Below are 14,343 nucleotides of genomic sequence, written 5' to 3' on the forward strand. Positions count from 1 at the left end.
GGGACTCTCCGCGAGTCCGAGTGTGTGGAAGCAGCCCCTCACCCCAACCCTCTCCCCGTAAGAACGGGGAGAGGGAGAGGCGGGCAGCTCGCTCATTTCTCGTTCGTAAAGATGATCGTACCACTGGCGGCGAACATGCCGCCGACGCCGTGGCAGACCGAGATTTTCGCATTCGGCACCTGTGCCGGCGCGATGCCGCGCATCTGCCGCACGCTCTCCTGCAGCGCGTACATGCCGTACATGCCGGAGTGCATGTAGGAAAGGCCGCCGCCATTGGTGTTGAGCGGCAGCTTGCCGCCGGGCCTCGTGTTGCCGTCGGCAATGAACTTGCCGGTTTCCTCATGCGGCATGAAGCCGAGATCGCCGAGGCCATAGAGCGGCAGATGCGCAAAGGCGTCGTAGATCATCAGGTGGTCGACGTCCTTGTGGGTGATGCCGGCCTCCTTGAAGGCTAGGGGGCCTGCGACCTTGAAGGCGCGCGAGGAGTTGAAGGTCTCCATCTGGCTGACCATCGGCGTTTCCACGCTCTCGCCGGTGCCGAGGATGTAGACAGGCTTGTTCGGAAAGTCCCTGGCGCGATCGGCCGAGGTAAGGATCAGCGCGCCGCCGCCGTCGGTGACGAGGCAGCATTGCAGCAGGCGGAACGGGTAGGCGATCATGCGCGAGTTGAGCACGTCGGCGACCGTGATCGGGTCCTTCATCGTCGCACGCGGATTCTTCGCGGCCCATTCGCGCTGCACGACGGCGACCATGGCAAGCTGCTCATGGGTGATGCCGTAGGTCTTCATGAAGCGCAGCACGGGGATTGGGAACATGCTGGGTGGGCCGTAGACACCGAACGGTGCTTCGAACTGGCCGTTGAGGCTATCGGGCGGCGTCGAGCGCGGCAGCTTGCCGACCATCGACTTGCCGCTTTCCGCATGCGTGATCAATACGGTCTTGCAGAGACCGGCCTCGATCGCGGCCGCGGCATGGCGGACATGCAGCATGAACGAACAGCCGCCGACCGAGGTGCCGTCGACCCAGGTCGGCGTGATGCCGAGATAGTGCGCGATCTGCTGCGGGGTTTCGACCGCGGTGGCGATGCCGTCGATATCGGAGAGTTTCAGCCCGGCATCCGCAATGGCGTTGAGCGCCGCATCCGCATGAAGCTGGATCTGCGACATGTTGGGGATGACGCCGAGCTCGGTGGTCTCGGCAGCGCCGACGACGGCGACCTGGTTTCTGCGCATGGTGCTTACCCCTTCGCCGGACGGAACAAGGGAAGGGTGATCTTGTCGTCGAGTTTTTCGAAGGCGACTTCGAGCTTCATGTCGAGCTCCAGCGCCTCCGGCGTCTGCGGACAATCGATGATGTTGCTCATCATGCGCGGACCTTCGTCGAGCTCGACGACCGCGATCGCGTAAGGCGGGGTGAAGCCGGGCGCCGCCGGACGGTGGTTGATGACGTAGCTATAGAGCTTGCCCTTGCCGCTCGCCTTGAACACGGAAACCTTGCGCGAGGCGCAGGAGGGACAGAACGGGCGCGGCGGGAAATAGACATTGGCGCAGGCATCGCAGCGCTGCAGGCGGAGTTCGCCGGCCTGCGTTCCATCCCAGAAATGCTGGGTTTCCGGTGTCGGCTTTGGTCTCGCGCGGGCAGGTTCGGCCATCTCGGCAATTTCTCCTTGGGAAATCGGGCGTTTTGCTTGAGCGTTGCGATCTTGATGCGACATTGACTGTGGGCCGTCAACGGTTCTGCGCTAGCGGCAATTGCATGGCCGCATTCCTGCGCCCGAGAGCGCTTGTATGCCACCCCATCATCGGAGATAGTCCGCGCCACGGTAAATTGCTTTCAGCCCGGAAGCGATCCAGACAGACAAGAGAGCCATGCCTGACCATCCGACGCTGGCGAGCCTCGCCGCCGATCTCGATGCCGGACGCACCACCGCGCGCAAACTCGTCGAGGAGTGCCTCGCACGAATTGCCGATCCCGCCGGCGAGGGCGCGCGCACCTTTATCCATGTCGACAAGGACGCCGCGCTCGCCGCTGCGGACGCGATGGATCATCTGCGCAAAGCCAACGCCGCGCCGTCGCCCTATGCCGGCATTCCCGTGTCGATCAAGGATCTCTACGACATCAAGGGACAGGTAACACGCGCAGGATCGCGGGCCCTTGAGGATTCCGCGCCCGCAGAGGCCGATGCGCCCGTCGTAGCGCGGCTGCGCCGGGCCGGCTTCGTCGTGATTGGCCGCACCAACATGACCGAGTTCGCCTATTCCGGCATCGGCATCAATCCGCATTACGGCACGCCGAAGAGCGTGTTCAATCGCAGCGTCGGCCACGTGCCCGGCGGCTCCTCCTCGGGCGCGGCAGTCTCGATCGCCGATCGCATGGCCTATGGCGCGCTCGGCACCGATACCGGCGGCTCCTGCCGGATCCCGGCGGCCTATAACGGCATCGTCGGTTACAAGCCGACGCAGGCCCGCGTGCCGCTCACAGGCGGCGTGCCGCTATCGTCCTCGCTCGACAGCTTTGGCCCGCTGGCGCGTAGCGTCGCCTGCTGCGCCGTGCTCGACGCGGTGCTGGCCGATGAAGCCGTGCAGCCGCTGCAACCGCGCCCGGTCAAGGGCATGCGGCTCGCGGTGCCCACGACGATAGCGCTCGACGATCTCGACGACGAGGTCGCGAAGACCTTCGAGCGCGCGCTCGCCGCGCTGTCGCGTCAGGGCGCCCTGATCGAGCGGATCGAGGTGCCGGAATTCAATGACGTCCTGGTCATGAACAGCAAGGGCGGGTTTGCCGCCGCGGAGAGCTACGCCTGGCATCGCTATCTGCTCGCGAGCAAGGGCGACGTCTACGATCCCCGCGTTCGCGTCCGCATCCTGCGCGGCGAGAGCATCAGCGCGGCCGACTACATCGATATCCTTGGCGCGCGCAGCTCGTTCATTGCGCGCACTGAGAAACGGATCGCGCCTTATGACGCACTGGTGTTGCCGACCACCGCGAATACGCCGCCGAAAATTGCTGACCTCGCCGATGACCAGGCCTTCGCCGTCCAGAACCTGCGTTCCTTGCGCAACTGCACGCTGATCAACATGCTCGACGGCTGCGCGATCTCGCTGCCGGCGCACGGTGAAGGCGAGGTGCCGGTCGGGCTGATGCTCGCCGCCGCCGGCGGGTCTGACCGCCGCATCTTCGAACTCGCGGCCGGAATGGAGGATGTCATCCGTGTTTGATCTGACCTTCAACGTCGATGACAAGGGGTTGCTGACGCCGCTGACGCTGGCGATCGATCAGGCGGTGATTGCCGGCTGGACCGGGCGTGATCCGGTGGCGCGCGACAAGCACATCGCCGAGCTCGAAGCGATCGGCATCGCACGTCCGGCAACGACGCCGATCTACTACCGCTGCTCGGCGCGGCGGATCACGCTGGCCGACCGCATCGAGGTCTCCGGCGAAGATTCCTCGGGCGAGGTCGAGTTCGTGCTGATCGGCTGGCAGGGCCGCATCTTCGTCGGCTGCGGCTCCGACCATACCGACCGCAAGGTGGAGAGCTACAGCGTCACCGTCTCCAAGCAGATGTGCGACAAGCCGATGGGCTCTACGCTATGGGAGCTGGAGGACGTCATCGGCCATTGGGACAGGATGATCCTGCGCTCCTGGGCCACGATCGGCGGCGCCCGCGTGCTCTACCAGGAGGGCACGCTGGACGCGATGCTTCCGGTAAAAGACCTGATCGCGCGCGGCTTCGGCGGCCAGGGGCTGCCGGACGGCTGCGCCATGTTCGGCGGCACCTTCGCCGCCAAGGGCGGCATCCGTCCGGCCGATCGTTTTGATTTCGAGCTGGAAGACCCCGTGCTGAAGCGCAAGATCAGCCACGGCTATGATGTGATCACGATGCCGGTGTTGGGGTAGGCGTCAACTATTGTCTCTGCGTCGTCCCGGCGAACGCCGGGACCCATAATCCCGGTCATCTGTTGTTGAAAGAGGCCGTCGGCCCCTCGTGCTCAGCCACAATCGCCGCGGCGTATGGGTCCCGGCGTTCGCCGGGACGACGACCGAGCATTCGGAAATCGGGTGGCTTCGACAAGCCCGGATTGCGATATTGGTGCCATGAGAGCAACCGCAAGAAATATCGACCGTCCGTTCACCGTCGCCGGCCGCGTGGATGCCATCGACTGGGCGCAAATAGAGGCCGATCTCGACGCGCAGGGCTGCGCCGTCCTGAAGGGGTTGCTGTCGCCGGATGAATGCGCTGCCATCGCCGCGCTCTATCCCGACGACGCGAACTTCCGCAGCCGGATCGTGATGGGCAGCCACGGTTTTGGCCGCGGCGAGTACAAGTATTTTGCCTATCCGCTGCCGGACCTGATCGCGGAACTGCGGCCCGCGCTGTATGCACGGCTCTGCGGCATTGCCAATCGCTGGAACGAGACGATGGGGATCGATATCCGCTATCCCGACAAGCACGCCGCGTTCCTTAAACGCTGCCACGACGCCGGGCAGACGCGGCCGACGCCGCTGCTGCTGCAATATGGCGAGGGCGATTACAACTGCCTGCATCAGGACCTCTACGGCGAGCATGTGTTTCCGCTGCAGGTCGCGATCCTGCTGTCGGAACCGGGGCGCGATTTCGAGGGCGGCGAGTTCGTGCTGACCGAGCAGCGGCCGCGGATGCAGTCGCGGCCTGAAGTGGTGCCGCTCCGTCAAGGCGATGCGGTCGCCTTTGCTGTGCATCACCGTCCGGTGCAGGGGACGCGCGGACCTTACCGCGTTAATCTGCGCCATGGGGTGAGCCGGATCAGATCGGGCCATCGCCACACCGTCGGCGTGATCTTCCACGATGCCAAATGAGTGCGGACTGAATTGACTGCGGATTTGTTCGAAAGCGTTGGCGACACGCGCCCATCGCGCGGGGTGATGGCGGACGGTGCGGTGCTGCTGCGTGGTTTTGCGAAGCCCTTTGAGGGCGAACTGCTTCCGGCCCTGCGCGTGATCGTCAAACAGGCGCCGTTCCGGCATCTGATCACGCCGGGCGGCCACCGCATGTCGGTCGCGATGACCAATTGCGGCAGTGCCGGCTGGGTGTCGGACCGGACCGGCTACCGCTATGACGCCATCGATCCCGAGTCCAAACAGCCGTGGCCGGCGATGCCGCCCGTGCTGCGCATGCTGGCGGCCAGAGCTGCTGATGACGCCGGGTTCAACGGCTTCGCCCCGGAGGCTTGCCTGATCAACCGCTATGTGCCTGGCGCAAAACTGTCGCTGCATCAGGACAGGGACGAGCTGGATTTTGCGGCGCCCATCGTCTCGGTCTCACTCGGGCTGCCGGCGATCTTCCTGTTTGGCGGCGCGAAGCGTGCCGACAAGACCGCACGCTACCGGCTGGAGCACGGCGACGTTGTGGTTTGGGGCGGACCGTCGCGGCTGTTCTTTCATGGCGTGGCGCCGCTGGCCGACGGCGAGCACCCGGTGCTGGGCCGCCAGCGGATCAATCTGACATTTCGCAAGGTGCGCTGATCTCGTGTCCCGGACGCGGCGCAGCGTGGAGCGCTGCGTCGCAGAGCCGGGACCCAATGCCGCGGCAGGCCCCGGCTTAGCAGCGCACCGTTTCACGCTGCGCTGCATCCGGGGCACGAGACCGTATCGATTGCTTTTCACTGGAACGCTTCGTGGTCTATGCTCATCCGGCCGGGGGCCGACATGAGCATGACAACCGCAGCGTCCGAAACCAGCGCTAACCGCACCGGCGTCTATCTCGCGATTTTGCAACTGGTCTTCACGCTGGGCTGGACCACCTACGTCATCTACCTGCCAAAACTCTGCGCTGACGTCGGCATCGCGCCGACGGCCGTGATCCTGATCCTGATGCTGGACCAGGCGATCTTCACGATCACCGATACCGCAATGGGCATAGCTGCCGATAAAATCGTGCCGTACGTCGGCCGGCTCGGCGTAGTCGTCGGCGTCGTGACCGCGATCTCCTGCGCGGCGTTTGTCGCGCTACCGTACGTGGCGGGCACCGGACCGGCCGCGCAGGCCTGGTTCATCGGATTGATCCTGATCTGGGTCGTGACGTCGTCGGCGCTGCGGGCACCGCCGCTGACGCTGCTCGGCAAATACGCCGCGCGTCCGGCGATTCCATTTTTGTCGGCGCTGACGATGCTCGGCTACGGCCTGGCCGGCGCGGTCTCGCCCTATCTCGGCGTCGTTTTGCGCAACCACGACCCGCGGCTGCCCTTCGTGATCTCGGGCGTGGTACTGCTGCTCACCACGCTGGCTCTTTCGAAGGTCGAACGTGATCTGGCGCTGGCACCTCCTGTCGCAAAACAGCCGGTTGCGCCCGCGAAACCGTTCGGACCGGTACCGATGTTCTTCATAGCCTCGATGGTCATCCTGTCGCTCGGCTATCAACTGCATTTTTCCATCAACAGCACGCCGTTCTTCCTGCGGTTTGCCAGGCCGGACGAATTGCCATGGCTGATGCCGGTGTTCTGGATCGGCTTCAACATCGCGATGTTTCCGGCGAGCATCGTGGTCAAGCACCGCGGCGGGCTGATCGTGATTGGTGCGGCGGGCCTGTTCGGCGCGCTCGCGGTGGTGGCTGCGGAAATGGCGGGCAATCTCAATATCCTGATGGCGGCGCAGTTGGTCGCAGGCGCCGCGTGGGGCTGCATGCTGATGGCCGCTGTCTCGGCGGCGCTGGCAATCGGGGAGACCGGTGCCGAGGGCAAGGTGGTGGGGCTGGTGTTCTCCGCGCTGGCGCTGGCCACCTTTGCGCGGATGGCGGCGGTGGCCGGTGGCCTGCAGAAGCTGCCGGAATATGCGCCGCTGTTGCAGTGGGCCCCGGTTGCGTGCTGGTCGGTGGCGGGCGCGGGGCTATTGGTGATCGCGGCGGCGCGGATGCAGAGGGAAGTAATGAAGCGAGCCTAGTTCTCTCCGCCGTCATTCCGGGGCGGTCCGTAGGACCGAACCCGGAATCTCGAGGTTCCGGGTTCGCGTCTTCGACGCGACCCGGAACGACGTACTAAATCAAGGCTTCGGCGGGTGAATGAACGCCCATGGGCTCACTTCCGAATCCGTCGGCACTTCCACCGAAATCAGGTAGGGCCCGCCATCGGCCAGCGCTTTTTCCAGCGCCGGCTTGAACTGATCGGGCGACGCCACGCGCACCGCTGGAACGCCGAAGGATTCGGCAAGCTTCACGAAATCCGGATTGACGAGATCGGACGCGACCACGCGGCCGTCAAAATGCTGGCGCTGGTCGCGGCGGACGTTGCCGTAGGCGTTGTTGTTGAACACCAGTGTGACCACGCCGATTTTGAATTGGACGGCGGTCGACAGCTCCTGCACGCCGAACATGAAGCCGCCATCGCCGGTGATAGCCACCACCGGCCTGTCGGGATTGGCGACCTTGGCGCCGAGCGCAGTCGGAAAGCCCGAGCCGAGCGTGCCTTGATAACCTGAGGTGATGAAGGTGCGGGGCTCATAGACTGGAAAGCCGTACCAGGAGGCGAAACCGACCTGCGATAGCTCGTCAGTAACGATGGCGTTCGCCGGCAGCACCTCGCGCAGGACGTTCAGATACGCCATTTGCGGCTGCACCTTTTGAATTTCCTGCTGCGCCGCCGCGGTCGCCTCGCGGATCTCGCCGCGCCGGCCGCTGGTCTTGCTGTAGCCGGCCTTTTTCACTGCGGCGACCAGATCGGCCGTGCCGGCCTTGGCATCGGCGACGATGGCGGCGTCGGTCGTCACCCGGCGCATTTCAACGGGATCGATATCGATGCGAACGGATTTCAAACCCTTCGGCTGGTACGGCCAGCGGAAACCGGAGGTCGGCAGTTCGGCGCGGGTGCCGATCGCGATCATCAGATCGGTATTCGTCCACAGTCTGTAGGCCGCGGCCATCGTCAGCCCGAGCTCGTGCGCGTTGGAGACGATGCCGCGGCCGCTGCGGAAGGCCACCACGGGCGCATCGATCATCTCGGCAAGTTCGAGGATTTCATCGCGCGCATCGATCGCGCCGCTGCCGACGAAGATCATCGGCCGCTTCGCATCCTTGATCAGCGCGGCGGCCGCCTTGATGCGGTCGGGATCGGGCTGCGGCGCGGGGAGGCGATCGAACACCTCCGACGGGCCGACCTGCGCGCGCTGGGTGAACACGTCCCACGGCATCTCCACAGACACTGGACCGCGCCGTCCCGAAAGCATTTCCTGGAACGCGCGCGACATCACGTTCGGTGCAGCTCCAGGATATTCGACGCGCTCGGCCCATTTCACAAAGGTGCGCAAGGTCGCGAGCTGATCCGGCATCTCGTGCAGATGGCCGCGGCCCTTGCCGAGGAACGACGTCGGCACCTGACCGGTCAGGCAAAGCACCGGCTCGTTGCAGCCGAACGCGGTGAGCAGCGCCGCGCTGGCATTGAGCACGCCGGGGCCGGGGACCACGCTGAACACGCCGGGCTTGCCGGACGAGCGCGCATAGCCGAACGCCATGTAGCCGCAGGCCTGCTCATGCCGCGCGCCGATCACCTTCAGCTGCGCCTGATGGAAGGCGTCGAACAGGCCATAAACTTGCGCGCCGGGCAGGCCGAACACGGTGTCGACGCCGTGCGCGACAAGGCCATTGACGATTGCTTCGCCGCCGGAGGTTGGTGTCATTGTGCTATCCACTCGCTTCTCAGGAATTGTCAGGCTTCGTCGACCACGCCGTTCCTCAGCACGCCAACGCCCTCGGCCTCGATCTCGACGACGTCGCCGGGCTTGAGATAGCGCGGCGGGTCGAACCGTGCGCCGGCGCCGGTCGGCGTGCCCGTCACGATGACGTCGCCTGGAACCAGCGTGGTGAAGGTCGAGAGATAGTTGATGAGGGAGCGGAAGCCGAAGATCAACCGCCCGGTGCGGTCGTCCTGCCGCGTCTCGCCATTGACCTTGGTGGTCAGGCGGATGTCCGCGATCTGGCTCTCGTCGGTGTAGGGTACGATCCATGGCCCGAGGCTGCCGGTCGAATCGAAATTCTTGCCCTGCGTGACGTTGAACTTGGCGTGCCGCACCCAGTCGCGGATGGTGCCCTCGTTGCAGAGCGTGACGGCGGCGATATGCCCCAGCGCGTCGCTCTCCTTGATGTGCCGGCCGGCCTTGCCGACGACCAGCACCAGTTCGCCCTCATAGTCGAGCTGCGCGGAGGCGCGTGGGCGCACCAGCGGCGTGTTGTGGCCGACGAAGGAGCGCGGCGTGCGCATGAACATGCTCGGATATTTCGGCACGTCCTGCCCGTCCTTGTATTCGGCGTTGCGGTCCGGGTAGTTGACGCCGATGCAGATGATCTTTTCCGGCGCCGGGATCGGCGGCTGCCAAATGATCGCATCGAGCGCGTGATCCGGCTGATGCCGCGCGCCTTCGTCCGCGAGCTTCATCAGTGCACCGGCCGCGATGACTTCGCGCAGCGTCGGAAACTCCTTTCCGAACCGCGCGGAGAGATCCACGATGCCGGCATCGGTCACGGCGCCGTACTTCTGCGCGCCGTTGATGGTGTAGGTGGCGAGGCGGGGAGACGTCATTGTTATCCGATACTCCATGTCGTCCCGGCGAACGCCGGGACCCATACGCCGTGTCTTATCTTTTGGGCACCAAGGCAGACACCTTCTGCAACATTACCGCCGCGGATTATGGGTCCCGGCGTTCGCCGGGACGACGCGTGGGGAAGCTCATTATCGGCACGGCGCACGACTCTAATCCGCAATGGTGACGTCGGCCACGAATGCCGGCTCGCGCACCTTTTGCCCGGTGAAGGGCGATCCTTCCTCGAACCACGAGCGCGGCGCCGGTGCACCCCACAGCGTCTGCCGGCGCGGGTCCTTCAGCGACCAGCGCAGCGGCTCGTGGTCGTGGTCGCCGGTGAAATAGTCACTGGTATAGAGCTCGAGGCGGTGGCCGTCGGGGTCGCGGACGTAGAGGAAGAACGCATTCGAGATGCCGTGCCGTCCCGGGCCGCGCTCGATGTTCTTGAGGTATCCGCTGGACGCCATGACGTCGCAGAGATGCAGGATGTTCATCGCGGTCGGCGTCCAATAGGCGATATGGTGCAGGCGCGGGCCGCGGCCGTTGGTGATGGCGAGGTCGTGGACATTGCCCTTGCGGTGCATCCAGGCCGCAGCAATCCGTCCGTTCGGCCCGTCCTCCTCGCCATATTCGGTCAGCCGGAAGCCGAGCCGCGCATAAAAGTCCATGGTGCCCTGAACCTCGGGCGCGAAGATGTTGAAGTGATCGAGCCGCTGCGGGTGGCAGCCCTTGTAGAGGTCGTAGCGCCGCAGCAGATGCGGGCGTTTTTCCATGGTCGCGTAGAGTTCGAGCTGGAAGCCGGCGGGATCGGTGAACTGCAGCGTGCGGCCCTGGAACGGCTGATCGGCGAAGGCGTAAGGGATGCCGTTCTCGGAAAAGAACGTCGCGGCCCTGTCGAGATCGCCGTCATTGCCGACCTTGAAGCCGAGCCGGCTGCAGGCCGCGGTGACGGCTTTCCGCAGCACCAGCGAGTGATGCTGCTGCTCCTCGCTGCCGCGCAGGTACACCGCGTTGTCATCGGCGTCCTCGACATGGAGGCCGATGGTGTTCTCGTAGAAGGCGCGGCTCTTGCCGAGATCGACGACCTCAAGCACGGCGTGGCTGCAGCGGATGATGTTGAAGGGCGGGGTGAATGTGTGAGTCGGAACGGGCATGTGGTTTCTCAATTGTTAATCCTCATGGTGAGGAGGCGCGAAGCGCCGTCTCGAACCATGTGGCCCGTGGCCCATCCTTCGAGACGCGGGCTTGCGCCCGCTCCTCAGGATGAGGGCAGGCCAAGTCTCTGAATCTTATGCCTCCCGCGGGCGAGCGAGACGTGCTTGGTTTCCATGTAGAAGTCGAACGAGTAATCGCCGCCATCGCGGCCGATGCCGGAGGCCTTCATGCCACCGAACGGGGTGGGCAGATGACGGACGTTTTCGGAGTTGAGCCAGATCATGCCGGCTTCCAGCGCGTCGGCCGTGCGCAGCGCGCGGCCCATGTCGCCGGTCCAGACATAGCCGGTGAGGCCGTACTGCACGCCGTTGGCGATCTCGATCGCATCCTTCTCGTCCTTGAACGGAATCACCGTCAGGAACGGGCCGAACACCTCCTCCTGCGCCACCCGCATGTTTGCATTCGCGCCGGTGACCAGCGTCGGCTGTACGTAATGCCCGCCGCCCGGGCCGTCATGCGGCTTGCCGCCGACCGCAATGGTGGCGCCGTCTTGCTTCGCGACGTCGAAATAGCTGCAGACCTTGGCGAGATGCCGCTCGTGGATCAGCGGCCCGATTTCGGTGGCGGGATCGAGGGGATGCCCGACCTTCAGCGCCTTCACCCGCGCGGTGAGCTTCTCGATGAACTTGTCCGCAACGCTCTCCTGAACCAAAAGCCGGCTGGAGGAGGTACAGCGCTCGCCGTTCAGCGAATAGATCATGAAGACGACGGCGTCGAGCGCGCGGTCGAGATCGGCGTCCTCGAACACGATGACAGGGTTCTTGCCGCCGAGCTCGAAATGTATCCGCTTCAGGGTCGGGGCGCCCTGTGCCATGATCGCAGACCCCGTGGCGCTCTCGCCGACAAAGCCGATCGCCTTGATCGCGGGGTGCTCGGTCAGCGCCTTGCCGGCTTCCTCGCCAAACCCGTGGACGGTGTTGAGCACGCCGTCGGGCAGGCCAGCCTGCTTGGCGAGTTTTGCCAACAGGTCCGCCGTCACCGGCGACCATTCCGCCGGCTTGTGCACGACCGTGCAGCCGGCGGCGAGCGCAGGCGCGATCTTCCAGGTCGACAGCATGAACGGTGTGTTCCACGGCGTGATGACGCCGACCGGGCCGATCGGCACTCTCGTCGAGATGTTCCAGTGCTCCTCGGAGGGTGTGTTGAGGCCGTCTCTCGCCTCGGCGCACTTGTCGGCGAAGAAGCGGAAGTTTTCCGCCGCCCGGATCGCGGCCTTGGCCATGAAGCGGTGGGCCTGCCCAGTATCGATGCATTCGAGCACGGCGATGTCATCGGCATGGTCCTCGATGGCGTCGGCGACGCGATGCAAGAGTTTCCGCCGCGCCGCCGCCGAAACCTCGCGCCAGGCCTTGAAGGCCCGGCTGGCGGCATCAGCCGCGCGGTCGATATCTTCGGAAGTGCCGCGGGCGACGGACGCCAGCACCGCGCCGTCCACCGGCGACTTCGTCTCAAAGGTCTGGCCCGAAGCCGACGGCACGATCTTGCCGTCGATCATGTGGCCGATGCCCTCGTTCTTTAATTTGGCGAGCAGGGGGGCTGCGCGGTCGCGATTTGCTTGAAACACGTCCTTGGGTGTCGCTTTATCCATTGATCGTTTCCACCTTCAGGGCTTCGTGGATGTTGTTGCGTTTCCAGCTGGTTTCCTTGTCGTTGATCTGCATGTCGAACGACAACGCGAACTTCTCGTTCGCAAACACTGGATCGAGATAGGCCGACAGGGCCTCGAAAATATGCTCGCCCGCCTTCTTGCGGGTGGCGAGATCGCGGCCCTCGCCGAGGCGGAGCACCATGTCGAGAAAGGCGTAAGTCTGCCGACCGTCGGCGATCGCATAGTGCTCGCATTTGATGGCGCGGACTCGGATACCGCCGAGCGGGAAGATGCCGGTCTCGACCGCAGCCTTGCGAACCAGTTCGACGACGCCGCCCATGTCGACGCACCCGTCCAGATTGCCTGAATACTCAATCGTGAAGTGCGGCATGTTCCGATTGCTCCAACTCTCTTAAAGCCTCAGGCGAAGTAGCAGCTCACCGAACCATACGGGCCATAGTCGGCCTGGATCGTGTCGCCCTTGCGGGTCTCGATCGGGCGGATGAACGATCCCGCCAGCACTACTTGTCCCGCCTCCAGCGCCAGCCCGTTCGGTGCGATCTTGTTGGCGAGCCAGGCGACGGACGTTGCGGGATGGTTGAGAACGCCGGCCGCGAGCCCGGTTTCTTCGAGCTGGCCGTTGCGGAAGCAGAGCGCGCCGATCCAGCGCAAATCGGCATCCAGGGGGCGGATCGGACGGCCGCCGAGCACGATGCCGGCATTGGCTGCGTTGTCGGCGATGGTGTCAAAAATCTTCCGCGTTGCCTCGGTCTCTCGGTCGACTCGCTCGACCCGCGTGTCCAGAATCTCCAGCGCCGGCACCACGAAGTCGGTGGCGTTGAGCACGTCGAACATCGTGCAGTCCGGCCCCGAAAGCCGCGACTTCATCACGAACGCCAGTTCGGCCTCGACGCGGGTACCGATGAAGCGGTCGGATGGCACCAGGCCACCATCGGCAAAGAACATGTCGTCGAGCAGGACGCCGGAATCCGGCTCGTCGATATTGAGCGCGCTCTGCATCGCCTTGGAGGTCAGGCCGATCTTATGGCCCTTCACGGCGCGCCCCTGCGCGACCTTCATTTCGACCCAGACCTTTTGAATAGCGTAGGCATCCTCGATCGTTATGTCGGGGTGCTCGAGCGAAAGCTGGCGGATCTGCGTACGGGTCTTTTCGGCGCGGTCGAGCCGCTCTGCAGCGCTGCGGATTTGATCTTGGGAAAGGGCCATGGCTGCGTCCGGGGGAACGGAAAAAGCACGTGCTGAAATTTGTTTAACATGTTAAGTTCTCCGGCGCAAACTGATTTGATGCTTGTTGCGCCGCAAAACTTTATCCTTGGCGATAGCGACGATTCCGGAAGTAACGGACCAGAGAAGATGGCAGGCAAGAGATCGCCGAACGGATCGAGTTCGGAGCAGGCGGAAACGCCAGAGCCCCGCCGCGGGCCGATGCGCGAATTCTCCCGCTCGCTGCCGATGTCGCTGCTGCGCGCCCGCGAAGCTGTCATGCGCCAGTTCCGGCCGTCGCTGCGCAACCACGGCCTGACCGAACAGCAATGGCGGATCCTGCGCGCGCTGACGGCGATCGACACCATCGAGGTGACCGAGTTGGCGCGTGTTGCCTTTCTCTTGGGGCCGAGCCTGTCGCGCATCCTGCGCGACCTCGAAGCGCGCGATTTGATCGAGCGGCGCACCGCCAAGGCCGATCTGCGTCGCGGCGAGGTCTCGATCTCGACCAGGGGGCTCAAGCTGATCGAGGCGGTTGCGCCGACGTCGGAGGCGATCTACGCCGAGATCACCAATCGCTATGGTGCGCGCAAGCTTGGCGAATTGCAGGACATGCTCGGCGAACTGGAACGCAGCCTCGCGGCGATGGAGGTAGCGGGCGAGGGCGACGCAGCGGCTGAAGAAGAGTAAGCGCAATTTTGCATGATGCTACCGGCCCGGTGCATAGCAGGCGGGCAAATGATTGCGATCATTTGGCTAATGCGATCGAGGCG

The 14,343-nt window shown here is 64.6% G+C and carries 14 protein-coding genes; 6 read left to right on the forward strand and 8 right to left on the reverse strand.

Features of this window, described 5'->3' with window-relative positions:
- Positions 1-92 precede the first annotated feature (92 nt).
- Together QA643_RS12245 and QA643_RS12250 are read right to left on the reverse strand one after the other, a co-directional pair.
- A complete protein-coding gene (locus QA643_RS12245) occupies positions 93-1,232 on the reverse strand; it encodes a thiolase (RefSeq protein ID WP_283033412.1) in 1,140 nt (379 codons plus the stop codon).
- A 5-nt stretch (positions 1,233-1,237) separates the two neighbouring features.
- On the reverse strand, positions 1,238-1,651 hold the full coding sequence (locus QA643_RS12250; protein WP_057839588.1) for a Zn-ribbon domain-containing OB-fold protein: 414 nt from the start codon (positions 1,649-1,651) through the stop codon (positions 1,238-1,240).
- Positions 1,652-1,868: 217 nt separating this feature from the next.
- Between QA643_RS12250 and QA643_RS12255 the strand changes: the two genes are divergently transcribed.
- From QA643_RS12255 to QA643_RS12275, 5 genes are all read left to right on the forward strand, one after another.
- A complete protein-coding gene (locus QA643_RS12255; protein WP_283033413.1) occupies positions 1,869-3,218 on the forward strand; it encodes an amidase in 1,350 nt (449 codons plus the stop codon).
- The gene (locus tag QA643_RS12260) at positions 3,211-3,897 is read left to right on the forward strand and encodes a DUF2848 domain-containing protein (RefSeq protein ID WP_283034785.1); all 687 of its coding nucleotides are present in this window, start codon (positions 3,211-3,213) and stop codon (positions 3,895-3,897) included. Before QA643_RS12255 ends, QA643_RS12260 begins: the two co-directional genes overlap by 8 nt.
- A gap of 198 nt (positions 3,898-4,095) precedes the next feature.
- Positions 4,096-4,836 carry a 2OG-Fe(II) oxygenase gene (locus QA643_RS12265; protein WP_283033414.1) on the forward strand — a complete coding sequence of 247 codons (741 nt, stop codon included), beginning with the start codon at positions 4,096-4,098 and terminating at the stop codon, positions 4,834-4,836.
- A gap of 12 nt (positions 4,837-4,848) precedes the next feature.
- Positions 4,849-5,502: a DNA oxidative demethylase AlkB gene (alkB, locus tag QA643_RS12270; protein WP_283033415.1), complete on the forward strand. Its 654-nt coding sequence runs from the start codon at positions 4,849-4,851 to the stop codon at positions 5,500-5,502.
- A 189-nt stretch (positions 5,503-5,691) separates the two neighbouring features.
- Complete coding sequence (locus QA643_RS12275) at positions 5,692-6,915, forward strand: MFS transporter (RefSeq protein ID WP_283034786.1); 1,224 nt, start codon at positions 5,692-5,694, stop codon at positions 6,913-6,915.
- Between the two features lie 99 nt (positions 6,916-7,014).
- On the opposite strand, the gene QA643_RS12280 is transcribed toward QA643_RS12275, so the two are convergent.
- The 6 genes from QA643_RS12280 to hpaH all read right to left on the reverse strand — a co-directional run bounded on the left by QA643_RS12280 (position 7,015) and on the right by hpaH (position 13,573).
- Positions 7,015-8,643: a thiamine pyrophosphate-dependent enzyme gene (locus QA643_RS12280; RefSeq protein ID WP_283033416.1), complete on the reverse strand. Its 1,629-nt coding sequence runs from the start codon at positions 8,641-8,643 to the stop codon at positions 7,015-7,017.
- Between the two features lie 29 nt (positions 8,644-8,672).
- A complete protein-coding gene (locus tag QA643_RS12285; RefSeq protein ID WP_283033417.1) occupies positions 8,673-9,542 on the reverse strand; it encodes a fumarylacetoacetate hydrolase family protein in 870 nt (289 codons plus the stop codon).
- 171 nt (positions 9,543-9,713) lie between these two features.
- The gene (gene hpaD, locus QA643_RS12290; protein WP_283033418.1) at positions 9,714-10,697 is read right to left on the reverse strand and encodes a 3,4-dihydroxyphenylacetate 2,3-dioxygenase; all 984 of its coding nucleotides are present in this window, start codon (positions 10,695-10,697) and stop codon (positions 9,714-9,716) included.
- Between the two features lie 104 nt (positions 10,698-10,801).
- On the reverse strand, positions 10,802-12,346 hold the full coding sequence (hpaE, locus tag QA643_RS12295; protein WP_283033419.1) for a 5-carboxymethyl-2-hydroxymuconate semialdehyde dehydrogenase: 1,545 nt from the start codon (positions 12,344-12,346) through the stop codon (positions 10,802-10,804).
- A complete protein-coding gene (locus QA643_RS12300; protein ID WP_283033420.1) occupies positions 12,339-12,737 on the reverse strand; it encodes a 5-carboxymethyl-2-hydroxymuconate Delta-isomerase in 399 nt (132 codons plus the stop codon). The genes hpaE and QA643_RS12300 overlap by 8 nt, the downstream gene beginning before the upstream one ends.
- Before the next feature lie 29 nt (positions 12,738-12,766).
- Entirely contained in the window at positions 12,767-13,573 is an 807-nt protein-coding gene (hpaH, locus tag QA643_RS12305; RefSeq protein ID WP_283033421.1) for a 2-oxo-hept-4-ene-1,7-dioate hydratase, read from the reverse strand.
- A gap of 147 nt (positions 13,574-13,720) precedes the next feature.
- Here hpaH and hpaR point away from each other — a divergent pair, with 147 nt between their 5' ends.
- On the forward strand, positions 13,721-14,260 hold the full coding sequence (gene hpaR / locus QA643_RS12310; protein ID WP_283033422.1) for a homoprotocatechuate degradation operon regulator HpaR: 540 nt from the start codon (positions 13,721-13,723) through the stop codon (positions 14,258-14,260).
- Positions 14,261-14,343: the final 83 nt, after the last annotated feature.

It is taken from the genome of Bradyrhizobium sp. CB3481 (assembly GCF_029714305.1).
GTDB lineage: Bacteria > Pseudomonadota > Alphaproteobacteria > Rhizobiales > Xanthobacteraceae > Bradyrhizobium.